This window comes from Vibrio jasicida CAIM 1864 = LMG 25398, assembly GCF_000400365.1.
In the GTDB taxonomy this organism is placed as follows: domain Bacteria; phylum Pseudomonadota; class Gammaproteobacteria; order Enterobacterales; family Vibrionaceae; genus Vibrio; species Vibrio jasicida.
This window is the reverse complement of record NZ_BAOG01000149.1, coordinates 1-18,888: the sequence shown is the minus strand read 5'-3', so window position 1 is coordinate 18,888 and position 18,888 is coordinate 1. Positions and strand designations below refer to the sequence as shown.

Genomic DNA, 18,888 nt, shown 5'->3' with positions numbered 1-18,888 from the left:
CTTATATGTAATCGCCCAACTCGCCAGTGCGCTGCTAACCTGTATCTAAACAGATTGGCCTAAATGGAATGAGCCGCTTCCGTTGCAGGCTCTACGTGTTGCACTTTTTCGCTCACTTCCACTTTAACCGCAGCGACCTTGAACTCAGGGATCTTCGCATGCGGGTCAGTCGCCGTTGTCGTTAGGCGGTTGACTGGCGACTCAACAAAGTGGAATGGAATGAACACCACTCCTTTTTGAATACGCTTAGTCACAAAGGCATCAATCTCAATGCTGCCGCGACGTGTAGACACCGTCAGACGCTGACCATTACTGATGCCTAGCGCTTCTGCGTCTTCCACGCTCACCATCGCGCGAGGGCCAGCAAGGTTATCCAACCCTTTGGTCTTACGCGTCATGGTACCAGTGTGGAACTGCTCAAGTACGCGACCCGTCGTTAACACAAGTGGGTACTCTTCATCTGGCAGCTCAGCCGCATAACGGAACGGTACGCCCACCATTTGCCCTTTACCACGAGTAAACTGAGTTTGGTGCATGATGCGAGTACCCGCCGGGTTGTTCTTGTTGCTTGGCCATTGCACACCGTTTGGCGTAATCGCATCCCAACGAAGACCCGCGTATTGAGGTGTTACGCGTGCGATTTCATTGGTGATATCAGACACGCAGTGGTAATCCCAATCACTGCCCATGGCATTGGCAATTTCTTGAATAATCCACCAATCTTCTTTCGCTTCACCCGGTGCCGTGACAACCGGATTCACGCGCTGTACACGACGTTCTGTATTGGTGAAGTGACCCGCTTTCTCTGCAAACGAGCAAGAAGGCAGAACCACATCCGCGTATTGCGCAGTCTCCGTTAGGAAGATGTCTTGAACAACCAAGAAGTCAAGTGTTTCTAAACCTTCAATCACATGCGCTTGGTTCGGGTCACTCAACACTGGGTTCTCACCCATGATGTACATACCACGAACGTCACGATGGCAAGCCGCATCAATGATTTCTGTCAGGGTTAGACCTTGCTCAGAAGGCAGATTTGGCGCATTCCATTCAATCGCAAACTTCTGACGCACAATCGGGTTGTATACCTTTTGATAGCCCGGGAAGCTGTTTGGCAACGCGCCCATATCACACGCACCTTGCACGTTTGATTGACCACGCAATGGGTTGATACCACCACCTTCAATACCGATGTTGCCACACAGTAATTGCAGGTTAGCGATAGAACGCACGTTGTCATGACCTGTGGTGTGCTGAGTAATACCCATCGAGTAGTAAACAGCCGTACGATCTGCCGTACCGATCATACGCGCCATTGCTTGAATGTCTTCGGCTTTTACGCCCGTAACCAACTCCACTTTATCGAGGTTGTAAGCTGGCGACATCACTTCTTGCAACAAGGTATCAAAGCCGTCGACACGTTCTTCGATGTACTCTTGATCGTACCAACCGTTCTTGATGATCTGCTGCATGACGCCATTTAAAAGCATCACATCTGTACCCGGACGGTGCGCCATATACAGCTCAGCATGCTCTGCCATATCAACACGTTTCGGGTCAGCTACAATCAAACGAGCACCGTGGTGACGAATTGCTTGTTTGATATGTGAAGCGATAATCGGGTGCGCCGATGTGGTATCCGAACCAATAATAAAGATCACATCCGAGTGTTTAATGCTTGGAATGTCGTTGGTCATTGCACCACTACCCAGTGACGCCTCAAGACCGGTTACACTCGATGCGTGACACAAACGCGCACAGTGGTCGACGTTGTTAGTGCCCAGTTCACGACGGACAAATTTTTGGAACGCGTAGTTATCTTCGTTGGTGGTTTTCGCTGAAGAGAAGCCTGCCAATGCGTTGCTGCCAAAATCTTGCTTAATGCCAGAGAACTTGCCCGCAATCAGTTGAATCGCCTCTTCCCAGCTTGCAGGTTGCAGCCAACCGTCTTTACGGATCAATGGCGTGGTAAGACGCTCTTCACTGCCAATGAAATCAAAACCAAAGCGCCCTTTCACACACAACATGCCTTGGTTCACCGGCGAGTCACCGCCTTTCACGTAACGAATCGTATTGGTTGCTTCGTCCACGAACATAGTCAACTTACAACCCACACCACAGTACGTACAGATGGTGTCGACCGCTTTCAGATCTTCAGTACGGCCTTGCGAACGGTCACGACTATCGACCATCGCACCCGTTGGACACACTTGAACACACGCGCCACATTGCACGCAGTTCGAATCGCCCATTAGGGTTAAACCATTCTTGTTACTTCCGAAGTGTGGACGGTCGTCAGGACGTAATGCAGGACGACCTTGTTTGTCGCACACAAAGTTCAGTACGCCGTGCACGGCTTTGTCACGACACGCTTGGATGCACTGACCACAGCTAATACAGCGGTTGGCATCAAACTCAATAAACTCAGAGCTACGGTCAACTTCGTACTTATGACGCAAGTCTTTCGCACGAAGATCTAACCAATCTTGATGCGATTTAATCTGTAAGGAGAAGTCAAAGCTTTGCTCAGCTTCATATTCGGTGGAGTAATCACGCAGCGCACAATCGGTATTTGCCTGACAGCCACATTCTAGACAGCGCGCTGCTTCTTTCATTGCTTCTTCGTTATCAAAACCCAACTCCACTTCAGCGAAGCTTTGCTCGCGTTGTGCTGGAGTCAGCTCAGGCATGATAGAGCGAGCGACTTTCTGGATGTTCTCGAAGTGAAGCGGGTCGACTTGAGAGAGCTTCTTCTCTTTACGCGAGTTAAACGCCGCCTTTGGCATATCTGCCATATCGCCATTCAAAAACAGATCAATGGCTTTTGCCGCAACGCGGCCATCTCCCACGGCTTCAACTGCCGTTGCAGGACCACGGCGGAAATCACCAATACTGAAGATGTTGCCCGTGCCGGTGTGCATGGTCTTTTCATCTGCATCAGAGGTGTTCCAGCGCGTTAGCGGAATAGATAAGTCTTCACCTTCTAGGAAGCTCAGGTCTGGCTTTTGCGATACTGCCGCAATTACGGTGTCGAACTCTTCGGTGAAGAACTCGCCGGTTGGTTTAGGGCTTCGACGACCAGATGCATCCGGCTCACCCAACGCCATGCGTTCTAGGCGAATCGCATTCACGCGTCCGGTTTCATCGGCAAGGTTTTCTGCAGGGTTGGTCAAGAAGTGGAACTTCACCCCTTCGTGTTCCGCTTCGACAATCTCGTAGTCTTCTGCCGGCATTTCGTCACGAGTACGACGATAAATCAACGTGGTGTCTGCACCAGCTCGACGCGCAGTGCGAGCACAGTCAATTGCTGTGTTACCACCACCGATCACCGCGACTTTCTGGCCCGTTACATAGTTTTGCTCAGTGACGTAATCTTTAAGGTAATCAACGCCTAAGTAGCAACCTTCAAGGTCACTGCCTGTGTAATGCATTTCAACCGCTTGAGACGCGCCGACAGCTAAACACACCGCATCGTATTCTTCGCTCAATTGAGAAAGCGTGAAATCCACACCCAGCTTTTGATTAGTGTGAACTTGCATGCCATTACGGCACATCAGTTCGATTTCTTTATCGAGAATGTCTTTTGGCAAACGGTATTCAGGAATACCGTAACGCAACCAACCGCCCGCTTTTGGCATGGATTCAAAGACCGTAACGTCATAGCCTTCGTTCGATAGGTAGTAGCCAGCCGTTAGACCACCAGGACCACTGCCGACGACGGCAATGTTCAACCCTTTACTTGGTTTCTTTTCTGGCACATAGGCTTCATGCGCAGACAGATCTGCATCCGCGGCATGACGTTTTAGCTGACGAATTGCAATAGGCTCATCGACTAACGAGCGGCGACATTCGCTCTCACAAAATGCCGGGCACACACGGCCAATCGATAGCGGCATAGGAAGCGTACGTTTAATCACTTCAATCGCTTTTTGATGATCGTTCTGTGCGATGTGATAAAGGTACGATTGGATATCCACGCCCGCAGGACACGCGGTTTTACATGGCGCTTCACAATCGGCGTAATGGTCCGTCATGATGCGGTTGAGTGCTTTTCTGCGGTGCTCGCTTAATTGTTCTGATTGCGTGACCACATTAAGGCCGCGGTAAACTTCGAGTTCACACGCACGCTTAGTACCGCCGCTTTCGACTTCAACCACACACAAATCACACGGTACTTTTTCATTACTTTTGTTCATTCCGCACAGCGATGGGATCTCGACCCCACACACTTTTGCTGCTTCTAAAAGGGTTAGACCCTCTTCTACAATTCTATATTTTCCATCGATGACAATTTCTATCATGCAACCCCCGCAGCAAAGCAAATCCAAATCTGCACAAGTAAAACCATGCATTCTATAAGGATAATCATTTGTAAGACAAGTTAGTGTGATGTAAAACTTATAAACCACATTTTTCACGTGTCATAAAAAGCGAGGGCTTCTTTCGCTAACTTTCAACACTCGGTGTTTAACAAACGTTTTACTCCCTCGAAAGTGCGAAAACTGAAGGGTTGGACTATTTTGATAATAAGAGTAATAAATGATTGACCTTACCCTTAGGTTAACCTTTAGAATTGAAGGGTTTTCATCATTTTCATCATTTTCATCAAACACATGGGAAAGGGTATGCACTTAAAATCGCTGCATACAATCTGGTTAACTCTCTTCACGACGCTAGTACTATTGGTATCTAGTGTGGCGAACAGTGAGCCGTTGATGAATATTCAAATGATGTCTACTGGCATGGCTCACCATCCTTCTATGATGAGTGACAGCGAACACTGCGGTATGCCTGGCATGATGGACGTCTCCATGACTGACGGTTCTATGTCCGAAGATGGCGATGCAAGAGAAACCAGCATGAACTGTGGTGGAGGCTCCGGCATGGTTCATACCTGCTGTACTGCCGCGTGTACGATAGTTTTCGTCCCCCTACCGAATCCTATCAATAGCCCAATGCCCGTTGTCTATCGCGCAACTATTACTCCTGAAGTTGCTTCCCCTGTCGTACACGTCAGCCGCGACCTATACCGACCTCCTATAGCCTAAATCCGTCCTAGCATTCGACCCTGCGCGTATATCGCAGGTTGTTTTAATGCGCCTGAACGATGAGGTAACAAGGCTTTACTGTTCCCGCAATAAAATCCGCACCTCCATCGATCCGGCGAACACTGGATTTAGATTATGGATATCAAACCATACCGCTTAGCTGCACCTATTTTTATGGTGGCTCTGGTCGCTGCACCAACCTTGGTTAACGCCGCAGGTAAAGAGACGCACGCAGCGCAAAATTCCGCATCAAGTGAGCGAGCTTCAACGACCAAGCTTGCCCAACTGATCAACGTCGCTTTGAGTAACGATGGCAATCGTAAGCAATACTCAGCGCAATCTGCTGCCATGCGTGAAACGGGCGTCGCGAGTGCGACCTTGATGGACCCAAAACTAAAAGTAGGTTTTGGTGGCTTGCCTGTCGACAGCTTCAAATTCGATGAAGACCCAATGACCAACATCTCCGTTGGTTTAATGCAACAGTTTGAGCGTGGCTCTACGCTTGATTTACAGCAGAAGAAAGCCAATCAACAAGCCGACGGCCTTGGGCTTCAAGTGCATGCTCGTGAGCTTGAGGTAGCCAACAGCATGACTCAACTTTGGTTAGAGCTTGGTTACCAGCAACGCGCTGAGCAAATCTTGCTTGAGAACCGCAAGTTGATGAAGGAGATGGAAAGCTTTATTCAAACCAACTATTCGATTGGTAAGAGTGAAGCGCAAGACCTACTCAACGCTCAATTACAAGTCAGCAAGTTGGATGAGAAACTGCAAGCCAACGCACAAATGCAACGTCGTCTTATCTCTCAACTCTCCGAATGGTTGGGGTCAGATTGGTTGGCAAACGAACAGGCTCTGCACGCGAGCAATCAACTTAATTGGGACACACTGAATAGCAAACTTGCTGCGAGTCAGAATTCCACCAAGCATTATCAGCAACTCAGCCAACACCCGATGGTTAAGATGGCAGACGTCAGCATTTCTGCCAATAAAACGCAGGTGGAAATTGCTGAGCAAGCCTACAACCCACAGTTTGGCGTCGAAGTAATGTACGCCTACCGCCAAGCCGACAACATGATGGGTGAGCCCGCCTCTGATTTGGTTAGCGCTTACCTCACCATGGACATTCCGTTGTTTACGGGTGACCGCCAAGATCGCAATCTTGCTGCCGCTCAATACCAAGTTGGCGCGGCACAATCGCAAAAAGACACCTTACTAACGCAGATGAATGCCAAGGTGAACACTTTGCTGGTTGATCGCGGCAACTTAACCCAGCGTTTAGAACGTTATCAATCCACCTTATTGCCTCAAGCGAAAGCGCGCATTCAAGCCGTTGAGCGGGGTTATCAAAACAACACAGCGCAGTTTAACGATGTGATTTCTGCCACCACAGACGAGTTGGCTCTGCAATTAGAGCAACAACGTCTACTGACCGATCTCAACATCGCAAACAGCAATTTAGCCACCCTACTCGGTGGTTTCGACTACCAAGTCGCTTCACCAGAAGCTCGCTCTATTTCGACATATTAATTTGTGATTCCCCAAGACAGTTGGGGCTACAGCTAGGCGGCAAACGAGAGAATCCCATGAGCATAGATCTGCTATGTGATTTGGGTGAACGAGAGCAGGCAACAACGCTGTAGCGTCAAATGTGAAGGGGAAAATAAGGTAAAACAATGAAAACATTTAAGATTGCAACCATCGCGCTGATTGTTGGTGGTGCTTTAGGGTTTGGTGCTAATCATTTTCTTACGGGCTCAACTCATGACATGAGTGCGATGGGTGGCGAGTCTGCTGCAAGCTCTAATGATCCGCTTTACTGGGTTGCCCCAATGGATCCGAATTACAAACGCGACAAACCGGGTAAATCCCCAATGGGCATGGATTTGATTCCGGTTTACGCAGAAGACCTATCCGGTGAACAAGATGCACCAGGTACAGTGACTATTGACCCTTCAGTAGAAAATAACCTCGGGGTTAAAACCGCAAACGCGACACTACAGCAGTTGTCACCACGCATCGAAACGGTTGGCTATATTGCCTTTGATGAAAGTCTGTTATGGCAAACGAACGTTCGTGTGGCGGGTTGGGTAGAAAAACTCTACATCAATGCCGTGGGTGAGAAAGTGAAGAAAGGCGATGTGCTTTTCACGCTCTACTCTCCAGAACTGGTTAAAGCACAAGAAGAATTGCTGAATGCGTACCGCACTGGCCGCAAAGGTCTTGTAAAAGGCGCGACCGAACGCTTGGTAACGCTTGGTGTTGACCGCGCTCAAATCAAATCCATTACTCGTAGTGGTAAAGCATCGCAAACCATTGAAATCAAAGCGCCTGCTGATGGCGTTATCGCGAGCTTAAACGTGCGTGAAGGTGGCTATTTGTCCCCTGCTCAAGCGGTGATCAGTGCAGGTCCCTTGGACAATGTTTGGGTTGATGCAGAAGTTTTTGAGCGTCAAGCACACTGGATGAAAGCAGGCTCTCAAGCCACGATGACTCTTGACGCGATTCCGGGTAATGAATGGCAAGGTGTCGTAGATTACGTATACCCAATCCTCGATCCGAAAACACGTACGTTGCGTGTGCGTCTTAAATTCCCTAACCCAGATGGCGCATTGAAGCCAAACATGTTCGCCAATATTGCCTTGCAGCCTGTTACTGACGACGCAGTATTAACGATTCCTAAATCATCTGTTATCCGCTCTGGTGGTATGACTCGCGTTGTTCTAGCTGAGGGCGAAGGCAAATACCGCTCAGCTCGAATTGAAGTTGGCCGTGAAGCTGGCGAACAGATCGAAGTATTACAAGGACTTAAACAAGGCGATAAGATCGTTACGTCATCTCACTTCATGCTCGACTCTGAATCAAGCCAGTCGGCGGATCTGTCTCGCATCAATGGTGTAGAAGCAGCGGCGGAAACAGCATGGGCCAAAGGTGAGATCACAGACGTAATGAAAGATCACCGCATGCTGACCATCAACCACCAACCTGTACCAGAATGGGATTGGCCGGGCATGGTAATGAACTTCACTTTCGCAGATGGCGTTGAAATGGGTGACTTGAAAAAAGGTCAGGCTATCGAATTTGAAATGCAAAAGACGGAGTCCGGTCAGTACCAAATCATCGACTATAAGGCAGACAACAGCGTCATTGCGGCAGAAGTTTGGTTGACTGGTGACATCACCATGCTGATGGCCGACTTTGGCATGATCACCTTAAACCACTTACCGGTTGCAGAATGGAACTGGGATGCAGGCGAGATGAACTTCTCTGTGGGTGAAGACGTTGATCTAACGGGTTTTGAAGAAGGACAGAAAGTTCGGTTTCTAGTTGAAAAACAAGGATCTGACTACGTTCTTAAACAGCTAGCTCCTGCAACAACAGCCGTCGAGGGTTAATTATGATCAATGCTATTATTCGTTGGTCACTGAGCAACCGATTCCTAGTGTTGGTCGCGACCTTAGCCCTTGTATTAGGCGGACTTTACAGTGTAAAGAATACGCCTGTTGATGCGATTCCGGATCTTTCTGATGTGCAAGTGATCATCAAGACAAGCTATCCGGGTCAGGCTCCTCAAGTCGTCGAGGATCAAGTCACTTACCCACTCACCACCGCCATGCTTGCCGTGCCGGGTGCTGAGACAGTTCGTGGCTACTCCTTCTTTGGTGACTCTTACGTTTATATCATTTTCAACGATGATACCGACATGTACTGGGCACGTTCACGCGTGTTGGAGTACTTAAGCCAAGTAGCACCAAAGCTGCCACCGAACGCAAAACCAACGCTAGGTCCTGATGCAACGGGTGTGGGCTGGGTTTACAGCTACGTATTACAGGACAAAACCGGCAAGCATGATTTGGCGGATCTTCGCAGCCTGCAAGACTGGTTCTTGAAATACGAATTGCAAACCGTGGATGGCGTTTCTGAAGTCGCGACCGTGGGCGGTATGGTGAAGCAGTATCAAGTGCAGATTGATCCTGCCAAGCTGCGTGCTTACAACCTCACTCTGCAACAAGTGAACATGGCAATCCAAAACGGTAACCAAGAAACCGGCGCGTCCGTTATCGAAGTGGCCGAAGCCGAGCACATGGTTCGTACCACGGGTTACCTAACCAGCATTGAAGACATCAAGTCACTGCCTCTCAAAGTCACTGAGAAAGGCACGCCGTTGCTATTAGGAGACATCGCAGACATTAACCTTGGTCCACAAATGCGACGAGGTATCTCAGAGCTGAATGGCGAGGGTGAAGCGGTCGGTGGCGTTATCGTGATGCGCTTTGGTGAAAACGCCAGTGAAGTGATTGCGAAAGTCAAAAACAAGCTAGCAGACCTACAACGCAGCCTGCCAGAAGGCGTGGAAATTGTGGCAACCTACGACCGCTCTACCCTTATCGATTCAGCGGTAGAAAACCTATGGAAAAAGCTTGCAGAAGAGTTCATCGTCGTCGCGATTGTGTGTGCGTTGTTCCTGTTCCACATTCGTTCTTCATTGGTTATCGCTCTGAGCCTACCGGTTGGCATTCTCACTGCGTTTATCGTGATGCATTGGCAAGGCATCAACGCCAACATCATGTCCCTTGGTGGTATCGCGATTGCCATCGGTGCCATGGTAGATGGTGCAATCGTGATGATTGAAAACGTTCACAAGCACATTGAACGAACGCCATTGACCGACAAGAACCGCTGGCAAGTAATCGGCAAAGCCGCAGAAGAGGTCGGCGCACCGCTGTTCTTCTCGTTGTTGATCATTACTCTTAGCTTCGTACCAGTGTTCGCCTTAGAAGGCCAAGAAGGCAAGATGTTCTCGCCGCTTGCGTTCACTAAGACTTACGCAATGGCAGCGGCAGCAGGTTTGGCAATCACACTCGTCCCTGTTCTTATGGGCTACTTCATTCGCGGTAAGGTGTTACCGGAACATAAAAACCCGGTTAACCGTGGCTTGGTCGCATTGTACCGTCCGCTGTTGAACACCAGCTTAAAATACCCTAAGACCATGATTGTTATCGCATTAGGTCTGATGGCTTCGGCTTACTACCCTACCAGTAAACTGGGTAGCGAGTTCATCCCGCCACTGGATGAAGGCGACTTGATGTACATGCCAACGACCTATCCGGGTATCTCAATTGGTAAGGCGCGTGAGCTTCTACAACAAACCAACAAGCTGATCAAAACCGTTCCAGAAGTGAAAACCGTATGGGGCAAAATTGGCCGAGCTGAGACCGCAACCGATCCAGCGCCACTCACCATGATTGAAACCGTGATTCAGTTGAAGCCACGCGACCAATGGCGTGAAGGGGTAACAACCGAGTCACTGCGCAAAGAGTTCGACAATCTGGTTCAGTTCCCTGGTCTTACTAACGCTTGGGTAATGCCTATCAAAACGCGTATCGACATGCTGGCAACGGGCATCAAAACCCCTATCGGCATTAAGATCGCGGGCCCTGACCTGAAAGTGATTGAGAAGATCGGTTCTCAGTTAGAGCCAATTCTTAATGGCGTACAGGGCACCGCATCGGTTTATGCAGAGCGTGTAGCAGGTGGTCGTTATGTCACGATCGACATTAAACGTCGTGCCGCAGCACGTTATGGCTTGAGCATAAAAGACGTTCAGCAGGTGATCTCTACTGCGGTGGGCGGTATGAATGTGGGTGAAACCATTGAAGGCTTGGAGCGTTACCCAATCAACGTTCGTTACCCACAAGACTACCGTGACTCCGTGGTTAAACTGCAAAACCTACCATTGGTGACACCAAATGGCGCTCGTATTGCGCTGGCTGACGTAGCGGACATTCGTTACGAAGACGGCCCTCCGATGATCAAGACAGAAAACGCGCGTCCAAACGGCTGGGTATTTGTCGACATCGATGGTCGTGACCTTGGCTCTTACGTCGTAGAAGCGCAACAGGTTGTTGCTGATCAATTGGAACTTCCTGCGGGTTACTCGCTGGCTTGGTCTGGTCAATACGAATACATGGAGCGTGCAAAAGACCGCTTGAGTGTCGTGGTACCAATCACCATCGCCATCATTATGTTGCTGCTTTACTTCAGCTTCCGTCGCGTTGGCGAAGTGATGATCATCATGCTTACCCTACCACTCGCTATGGTTGGTGGTTTGTGGCTCATGCATATCCTCAACTACAACTTCTCGATTGCTGTTGGGGTCGGCTTTATTGCCCTCGCAGGCGTCGCGGTTGAAATTGGGGTCATCATGCTCGTCTACCTAAACCAAGCATGGCACTACAAAAAACTCGATGCGGAAGAGAGCCAACAGAAGCTTGAAGCGAAAGACCTAACTGATGCCATTCGTGAAGGTGCAGGCCTGCGTGTTCGCCCAGTAATGATGACGGTACTGACAGTAATTATTGGCCTTATTCCGATCATGTACGGCGAAGGGACAGGATCAGAAGTAATGCAACGTATCGCCGCACCAATGATTGGTGGTATGGCATCGGCACTACTACTGACGCTGTTAGTGCTTCCAGCCATCTTCAAGCTGTGGAAACAACGTGAGTTGCGCTCAAGTAACTCAACTCCGAGTCAAGCAAGCATGCAAACTGGCAACCAAATCGAAAACGCCGACAGCACAGATCGCACTGGCAACAAGGCTTAATCCCTACCTTACCCTCAATCAATACGTTTGAGGGGAAGCAACCAAGTTATTAATGAATTAAAACAAGGATATAAAAATGAAAAAGACACTAATTACTCTTGCTCTAGCCCTAACAACAACGACTGCGTTTGCCCAAATGGATCATTCAAACATGGACCACGCGAACATGGATCATAGCAACATGAAGCATGAAAATATGGACCACAGCAGCATGAAGATGGACCACAGTAAAATGGACCATTCAAACATGATGGATATGCCGGGCATGTCGGCAGTAGGTATGCCAGCAAAAGGTGCAAAGCCAGACAAGGTGGTACAAGTTATCTTGGGTGATGACATGACCATCAAGTTCAAGAAAGACGTTAAGATTGAGCCAAACGATGTGGTGCAGTTTGTGGTGATGAACACAGGTAAGATCAACCATGAGTTCACAATCGGTTCTGCCAAAGAACAGCTAGAACATCGCGAAATGATGAAGACAATGAGCGGTGATCACATGCACGACTCGGGCAACTCTGTGACGGTAGAACCGGGTAAAGCGAAGCAGTTATTGTGGCATTTCCACGGTGACAACAACGTTGAGTTCGCGTGCAACATTCCGGGCCATGCAGAAGCAGGCATGACGAAGAACATTACGCTGTAAATCGTACTTGCACACCAGAAAGGAGCTGACATTTCAGCTCCTTTTTTCTCTCTGAATCCATACTTACGTAGTGGCATCGGCTCAGAAGTTATAGGCTGTCATGACTCGAACCGCCATCTCATCTTCCTCCGATAAGCTGATGTCCTCGTCAATTTTGTAGCCTTCAACAATAAGTCCAACGCTGGCAATATCGACTTTGACACCTAAGGTTGGTTCAAAGTTGTTTTGGCTGTCTGTGTCGACATACTCACCCGTCTCTTCTTCGAAATACTCAATCTCGACATTGTTGTAATTCAAACCGATACGCGGCGTTATCGCCAACACGTCATTCACGCGAATTTCGTAGCCCAACGCAGTATGTAACCCCCAAACTTGCTTTTCTGCCCAATGCGTACCAAAGTGCTCTTGCTCACCGCTGTCTATCGGTGCGTTGAAGCCGAGTGACCAATTGATATTGGGTAACACTTCTGCACCCATCTCTACACTTAAGACCTCATGCTTATCCAAAAACGTCACGCCACCGGCGATAAAGGGTTCTCTCTCTTCTGCAAGCACTGGAGCGCTAAGCAAAAGCACCAAAATGAATAAGCCAACCAGATCTTTAAGCATGACACCTCCGAGCTATGAATACGTCGATTTACCACTCTCAGAATACGTGGATTACGTGCGCATTTTTGACGGTTAAGAGACTCAAATTTGAACCTTAAATCAACACACAATGTCGTATTAATCGATGTGTTTTTTTATTTAAAGGGCTCTTGTGAAACACTCTATCGACCTCAATCTATACCGCTTTTTGCATTTGATCTTTGAACAAAAATCGATGCCTAAAGTGTGTCATACACTCGATATCAGTCGAGCAACATTTAATCGCCAATTAGCCGATTGCCGAGTGTTGTTTGGAAATGAGTTGTTTATCGCCAATAAGGGGCTTTACCAACCTACGTTGTTTTGCAGCCAACTGATGAGTCTTATTGAAGAACCGCTTGAACAGCTGGAGTCAGCACAGACTCAAATCAATGTACTTGAAGCCGCCTCTCAACCAACGCAATTTCGTTTCTTCGTCCCTAATCCTCTTAGTGCTCTTCTAACCACTCCTTTACTAGAGTTGCTCAGCCAACACGACAATATCGCTGACTTCTCAATGGTGGATTGGAATCTTGAAGGCATCGAATTTCCAAAAGCGGGCTCACTCGCCGTCGGCATTTCTGGCTACCCTTCCGTTATGAATGAACGCGTGGTTGAACGGAAAATCGGTGAGCTAGGTTTGTATCTCTACGCCTCGCAGAACAACCCGCTTTGGAATCATGAACGTATTGATATTCAGCGTCTACAAAACGAAAAACTGGTGCGAGTGTCGATGGGTGCACTTGATGACGCCATTTACTATGAGAGGGTGAAACGCCAACTCGGGTTTGCTTTGGAAAGACGCTTAACCGTGCCATCGGTTCATGCCGCTTTGGATTGGTTGATCAAAACCGATTATGTTCTGATTTGCTTCGCCCTGCCCGATTCAGCTTTGCCGCAAGGCATCAAGAAGATTCCGTTGATTCAGGATAACGCTCAGATGTTCTTTGATATCGGCTTGCAGTTTCACCGTGGTTATTATCAACACCCAACGATAGTGAAATTAGAAAAGCACTTATCCGATATTCTCAACGATTTATAACTTCGTTGGTCATTCTGGGCACACAAGGGAAACAAAAAAGCCGCCCGGTACAGGCGGCAAACAAGCAGTATGTGCAATAAAACGATAAAAATATAAAGGTCGATGAAAAACGTTAGAAGTTGAAGCTCAACGTAGCGCGAACCACATCCTCTTCAAATTCTTTACCATTGATCGGGTTAACCGCTGAGTCGTTGATCTTACCGTAATCAACCGTTAAGCCAACCATGCGCCAGTTAACCGTACCGCCAACAGAAGCGTAAACACTATCAATGTTCATGCTCTGGCCAGAGTGAGTGCCACTATTGATATCAACGTCCGCATTAAAGTAGTTGATACCAAGCTTAGGAATGATATCGAACTCAGCAATTTCAAAGCGGTAACCAATGTTCGCGTACATACCCCAAGCGTCTTGATCGTTCTTTACGGGCATATCAATTGCGTCAGAACCAACAAAAATACCACCACCAGTGACGATGTTGTTGCCCACATCACGGCTGTAACCCAAGGTGTACATTTCGTGGTCGCCAACGAAGGTCGCACCCGCTTCAATTGAGTTGTTACGGCCTTCTGCCAATGCGTGGCTAGAAACGGTCACTGTTGCCAATGTTGTCAGCGCTAGAATGCGTTTTGATGTGATAGTCATCTTTACTCTCTCGGTTTGGATTTGCTTATTACCCTACCCATTTCTGAATATCGAAATTGAGGCTTAAAAAGCTCACCGCTGAGCTAACTCATGACTAACAATCTTGACACTCAGCGCATAATAAATAGCTCTTCGTGATAACTCTGCTCAATATTAAATTGATACGCATCTAGCTCTTTTTTCAGTGTTTTTGAGAACGCTTCTGGTCCACAGAAATACATTTCATACTGGTTCAAATCACCACACTGAGCCGCAATACGCTCAGCATTCAAACGTGGCGATTTCATGGTATCTATCACATACAGTTTGACGCTTGCTTGGTGCGCTAAGTGCCACAGTTCATCGACCAACTGACCGTCGATACCGCGACTGCAGTAAAACAAATGAACGTCGCTAGTTTGCGCTTGCACTTTCAATGCTTCCAGAGCAGCAAAGAAAGAAGCAATCCCTACCCCACCAGCAATCCAGATTTGAGGTTTCTCTAAATCAAATTCCAAGCGTCCGTAAGGCCCCTCAACCATCACAGCATCGCCCGCTTTTACGCGCTCATACAAGCCGGTAGTAAAGTCGCCTAGCTCTTTGATTAGGAAACGTAATTCATCACTTTCACTGCTAGAGACGATGGTGAACGGATGCGCATCTTCATCACCAAAACGTAAGTAAGCAAATTGCCCCGCTTTGTGCCCTTGCCAAGACCCATTTGGTTTCACGACCAATTCCATCACTTCAGCTAGAGGGAAATAACGTGTCGACGCCACAACCGCAGAATGTTTATTACGGCGACCAACAAAGCCAAACAAACTGTAAAGTGCGGCAACCGAACCGACGACTGCAAAACCAACAGTAAGATAGTAAATAGGCTCGCCCCAATACGCGCGTTTGAGCAGCAGTACGGAGTGAATCGCAATCAGTAGATACGCCACCGACATAAAGCGGTGCGATAGTTTAAAGGGTTTGTATTTCACTGCGCCCCATAGAGAAATCACCAGCAAAACCAACAGCATGTAAAAGCCCCACTCACCCATGCCTTGAGCAAGGTCGCGCAGACCATGAACCCAAGCTTCGATTCCAGAGAGGTTACCCTCCGGCCCTGTACCTGTGTGTTTCTCTGGTCTTGCTAATACACCAGACATGACTAACCATTTCGGCACTTGATACCAAAGCCAGTGCGCAAGACCTAATGCAACGCCACCAATGCCGAGCCATTTATGCACTCGATACGCTTTGTCCATGCCGTGCAGCCAGTTTTCAACCACAGGAAGACGCATTGCCAACACCATGGCGATCGACATCAGCATCAAAGACAGAATGCCTGAATATTGGATCATGGCAGATCGCCATTCAAAGACATTGGTAGAAGAGAAAAGCTGCGGTTCCATCGCAAACCATAATACGGACATCGCGGCGATCATTGCCCAGATGAGATTGCGGAATGTTTTCATGATTGGTTACTCGGTTAATCGACAACTTTACTTTAGCGCTTCACATGTAAAGCAACGTCAATAAGAGTAAAAGCGGGTAAAGCTCGACATATGCAAGGATTCCTACAGAAAAAAGACAATAATCTAACAGTCATTAGAGTATTCACTCGTTATAGTTCCGGCTAAATTCGCCAAGATGCGAACTGGAATAAATAACACTAAGAAAATCAATAATGAAAAAGCTATTTCTGCTACTCGGATTGTTAGTCTGTTCGAGTGCAACATACGCCGCCAAACTGAACGAAGACATCTCTGCCATCGAACAACACATCGCGGGTCGAATCGGTGTGGCGATTTGGGATACACAAAGTAACGAGCATTGGGATTACCGAGGCGATGAACGCTTCCCGATGATGAGTACCTTCAAAACTCTTGCCTGTGCCACAATGCTGAATCAAATGGACACCGGAAAGCTAGATAAAAACGCAACTGCGAAAGTCGAAGAACGTAACATGGTGGTATGGTCACCTGTAATGGATCGTATGGCAGGTCAAACCACCCGCATCGAACACGCGTGTGAAGCAGCGATGCTCATGAGTGACAACACCGCAGCAAATATCGTATTACGCAGCATTGGTGGTCCACGAGGGGTCACGCTCTTTTTACGCTCTCTTGGCGACAAAGCGACGAGGTTGGACCGTTTTGAGCCAAGACTGAATGAAGCCAAACCAGGTGATAAGCAAGACACCACAACACCTAACGCCATGGTAAACACTCTGCACACTCTGCTAGAAGGCGATGCGCTATCTTACGAATCTCGCATCCAACTTAAAATTTGGATGCAGGATAATAAGGTTTCGGATCCACTTATTCGTTCAGTCCTACCGAAAGGTTGGTCGATTGCCGACCGCTCTGGCGCTGGCGGTTTTGGCTCTAGGGGCGTGACAGCGATGATTTGGAAAGAGAATCATAAACCGATTTATGTCAGCATCTATATCACAGAGACAGACTTGTCTTTGCAAGCAAGAAACCAAGTGATTGCTCAGATCAGTCAATTGATTGTCGACCAATACCAAACTTATTAGATCTAACTCAATGATTTTAAACGGAGCCTTTGCGCTCCGTTTTTTTATTTCTCGATTTACATTGACACAAGTAGAACGATTGCTCTACCCTAAAAGTAGAACAATCATTCTACTCATGAGAAGACGCTATGTTGAAAGAACAGATCGCTGCCAGTTTAGAGCAAGCTTTTAGCGAGCTTGGATTTGCCGAGCCTAGTGTGGCACGGCTCAAGACTGCCTGTGGCGTTAGCCTACGCACCTTGTACAAGCATTACCCATCTAAGGAAGACATGATCGTGGCCGCGTTAGAACACCGCCACCAGCGCTACTTAAACTTCCTGCTGGATAACTCGCCACAAGCCGGGCTAGAAGCGACCCAACACGTATTCAACAAGCTCAAACAATGGATGGAAGACTACGCACCGCATGGTTGCATGTCGATGAATGCGATTGCGGCATTTCCCGAACACGACATCATCAACCAAACCGTGAAAGCGCACAAAGAAGACGTTCGACAATTTTTGGGTAAACAGAGCCTTCGCCAAGACCTCGCCACGCAGCTGTTCTTATTGCACGAAGGCGTGTCCAGCGCTTGGCCAGTACTGGGTAACGAGGCTCTGAACTCTGCGCAACAAGCTGTTTTAAGATTGCTAAAGGAAGATTAATCATGACAACGCTACCAACCACAATGAAAGGTGTTCTATTGACTGGTCACGGCGGACCAGAAATGTTGGAATACCGCCAAGATATTCCAGTCCCAACGCCAAAAGAGAACGAAGTGCTAATTCGAGTATCCGCAGCGGGCGTGAACAATACCGATATCAATACGCGTATCGCTGGTATTCAAAAGGTGACAATGACAGCGAGGATGCAAGTTGGAGCGGCAATGCATTGGTTCTCCCACGCATTCAAGGCGCTGACGTCTGTGGCGAGATCGTTGCTGTTGGCAGTATGGTAGATGAACGCCGTATAGGTGAACGCGTGTTGATTGAACCTTGCTTGAGCGATGTGAGCGGTGAAACCATTAATCCACCTTGGTACTTTGGCTCAGAATGCGACGGTGGTTTTGCAGAATACACCGTGGTCTCAGCGAAGCACGCCTACCAGCTAAAGACGGATTTGACTGACGTTGAACTTGCGTCTTTCCCATGTTCGTACTCAACGGCAGAAAACATGCTCACTCGCTCTCGTGTTGCCAAGGGAGATCGTGTCCTGATTTCTGGTGCCACCGTTATTGCCATTACAAGTCCAAGCAAAAATGAACAAGTGCTGGAGTTGGGCGCAGATGAAGTCGTGCCACGCAACGCAAATCTTGTTGAAGCGCTTGGCAACAACAGCGTTGACGTAGTGATTGATTTGGTTGCTGGCGACCAGTGGCCACAATTCCTTGAAGTCTTGCGCCCCAAAGGTCGTTACGCGGTATCAGGTGCCATTGGCGGTGCGATGGTTGAGCTAGACGTGCGCACTCTGTATCTCAAAGATCTCAGCTTCTTTGGTTGTACTGTCCTTGAGCCTGAAGTGTTTGGAAACTTGGTTCATCATATTGAACAAGGCAACATCAAACCATTAGTCGCACAGACATTCCCATTGGAAGACATCAACCAAGCGCAAGCGGCATTCCAAGAGAAGGGACACGTAGGCAAGATGGTCCTTACCGTGAAGTAATACCAGGTAGAACGCATTAAAAAGCCCCTCTGCAAGTTCATCGCAAAGGGGCTAATTATATGGTCCGCCTCACTCTCAAGCCCTACGCTTAGAGTAGGCTCTCAGAACGAGGTGAACCATATGTCTACCATTCA

At 48.2% G+C, this 18,888-nt stretch carries 12 protein-coding genes and 1 pseudogene; 9 read left to right on the top strand and 4 right to left on the bottom strand.

The features are described from left to right. Window positions 1–59 precede the first annotated feature (59 nt). A complete protein-coding gene (gene fdhF, locus VJL_RS25235; protein ID WP_038882095.1) occupies window positions 60–4,298 on the bottom strand; it encodes a formate dehydrogenase subunit alpha in 4,239 nt (1,412 codons plus the stop codon). A gap of 324 nt (window positions 4,299–4,622) precedes the next feature. Between fdhF and VJL_RS25230 the strand changes: the two genes are divergently transcribed. The 5 genes from VJL_RS25230 (at window position 4,623) to copI (ending at window position 12,292) form a co-directional block, all read left to right on the top strand. Next, window positions 4,623–5,045 (top strand): hypothetical protein, encoded by a 423-nt coding sequence (locus VJL_RS25230; RefSeq protein WP_038882094.1) that lies wholly within the window; start codon window positions 4,623–4,625, stop codon window positions 5,043–5,045. Window positions 5,046–5,180: 135 nt separating this feature from the next. Next, window positions 5,181–6,572 carry a TolC family protein gene (locus VJL_RS25225; protein WP_038882092.1) on the top strand — a complete coding sequence of 464 codons (1,392 nt, stop codon included), beginning with the start codon at window positions 5,181–5,183 and terminating at the stop codon, window positions 6,570–6,572. 146 nt (window positions 6,573–6,718) lie between these two features. Then, entirely contained in the window at window positions 6,719–8,437 is a 1,719-nt protein-coding gene (locus VJL_RS25220; RefSeq protein ID WP_038882090.1) for an efflux RND transporter periplasmic adaptor subunit, read from the top strand. A 2-nt stretch (window positions 8,438–8,439) separates the two neighbouring features. Then, complete coding sequence (locus tag VJL_RS25215; RefSeq protein ID WP_038882088.1) at window positions 8,440–11,649, top strand: efflux RND transporter permease subunit; 3,210 nt, start codon at window positions 8,440–8,442, stop codon at window positions 11,647–11,649. Between the two features lie 76 nt (window positions 11,650–11,725). Further along, the gene (gene copI, locus VJL_RS25210; RefSeq protein ID WP_038882087.1) at window positions 11,726–12,292 is read left to right on the top strand and encodes a copper-resistant cuproprotein CopI; all 567 of its coding nucleotides are present in this window, start codon (window positions 11,726–11,728) and stop codon (window positions 12,290–12,292) included. Window positions 12,293–12,373: 81 nt separating this feature from the next. On the opposite strand, the gene VJL_RS25205 is transcribed toward copI, so the two are convergent. After that, window positions 12,374–12,901 (bottom strand): autotransporter domain-containing protein, encoded by a 528-nt coding sequence (locus VJL_RS25205; RefSeq protein ID WP_038882086.1) that lies wholly within the window; start codon window positions 12,899–12,901, stop codon window positions 12,374–12,376. Between the two features lie 151 nt (window positions 12,902–13,052). Between VJL_RS25205 and VJL_RS25200 the strand changes: the two genes are divergently transcribed. Then, on the top strand, window positions 13,053–13,961 hold the full coding sequence (locus VJL_RS25200) for a LysR family transcriptional regulator (RefSeq protein ID WP_038882085.1): 909 nt from the start codon (window positions 13,053–13,055) through the stop codon (window positions 13,959–13,961). Between the two features lie 112 nt (window positions 13,962–14,073). Here the strand turns inward: VJL_RS25200 and VJL_RS25195 are convergent, their stop codons facing one another. Both VJL_RS25195 and VJL_RS25190 read right to left on the bottom strand, forming a co-directional pair. Then, window positions 14,074–14,604 (bottom strand): hypothetical protein, encoded by a 531-nt coding sequence (locus tag VJL_RS25195; protein ID WP_038882082.1) that lies wholly within the window; start codon window positions 14,602–14,604, stop codon window positions 14,074–14,076. 110 nt (window positions 14,605–14,714) lie between these two features. Further along, window positions 14,715–16,046, bottom strand: a complete 1,332-nt coding sequence (locus VJL_RS25190) for a ferredoxin reductase family protein (protein WP_038882080.1) — start codon at window positions 16,044–16,046, stop codon at window positions 14,715–14,717. A 212-nt stretch (window positions 16,047–16,258) separates the two neighbouring features. On the opposite strand from VJL_RS25190, the gene blaCARB reads away from it, so the two are divergent. From blaCARB to VJL_RS25175, 3 genes and pseudogenes are all read left to right on the top strand, one after another. After that, a complete protein-coding gene (blaCARB, locus tag VJL_RS25185) occupies window positions 16,259–17,110 on the top strand; it encodes a CARB/PSE/RTG family carbenicillin-hydrolyzing class A beta-lactamase (protein ID WP_038865209.1) in 852 nt (283 codons plus the stop codon). A gap of 128 nt (window positions 17,111–17,238) precedes the next feature. Further along, entirely contained in the window at window positions 17,239–17,754 is a 516-nt protein-coding gene (locus VJL_RS25180) for a TetR/AcrR family transcriptional regulator (RefSeq protein WP_038882078.1), read from the top strand. A 2-nt stretch (window positions 17,755–17,756) separates the two neighbouring features. Then, window positions 17,757–18,754: pseudogene (locus VJL_RS25175) on the top strand (alcohol dehydrogenase family protein). Window positions 18,755–18,888: the final 134 nt, after the last annotated feature.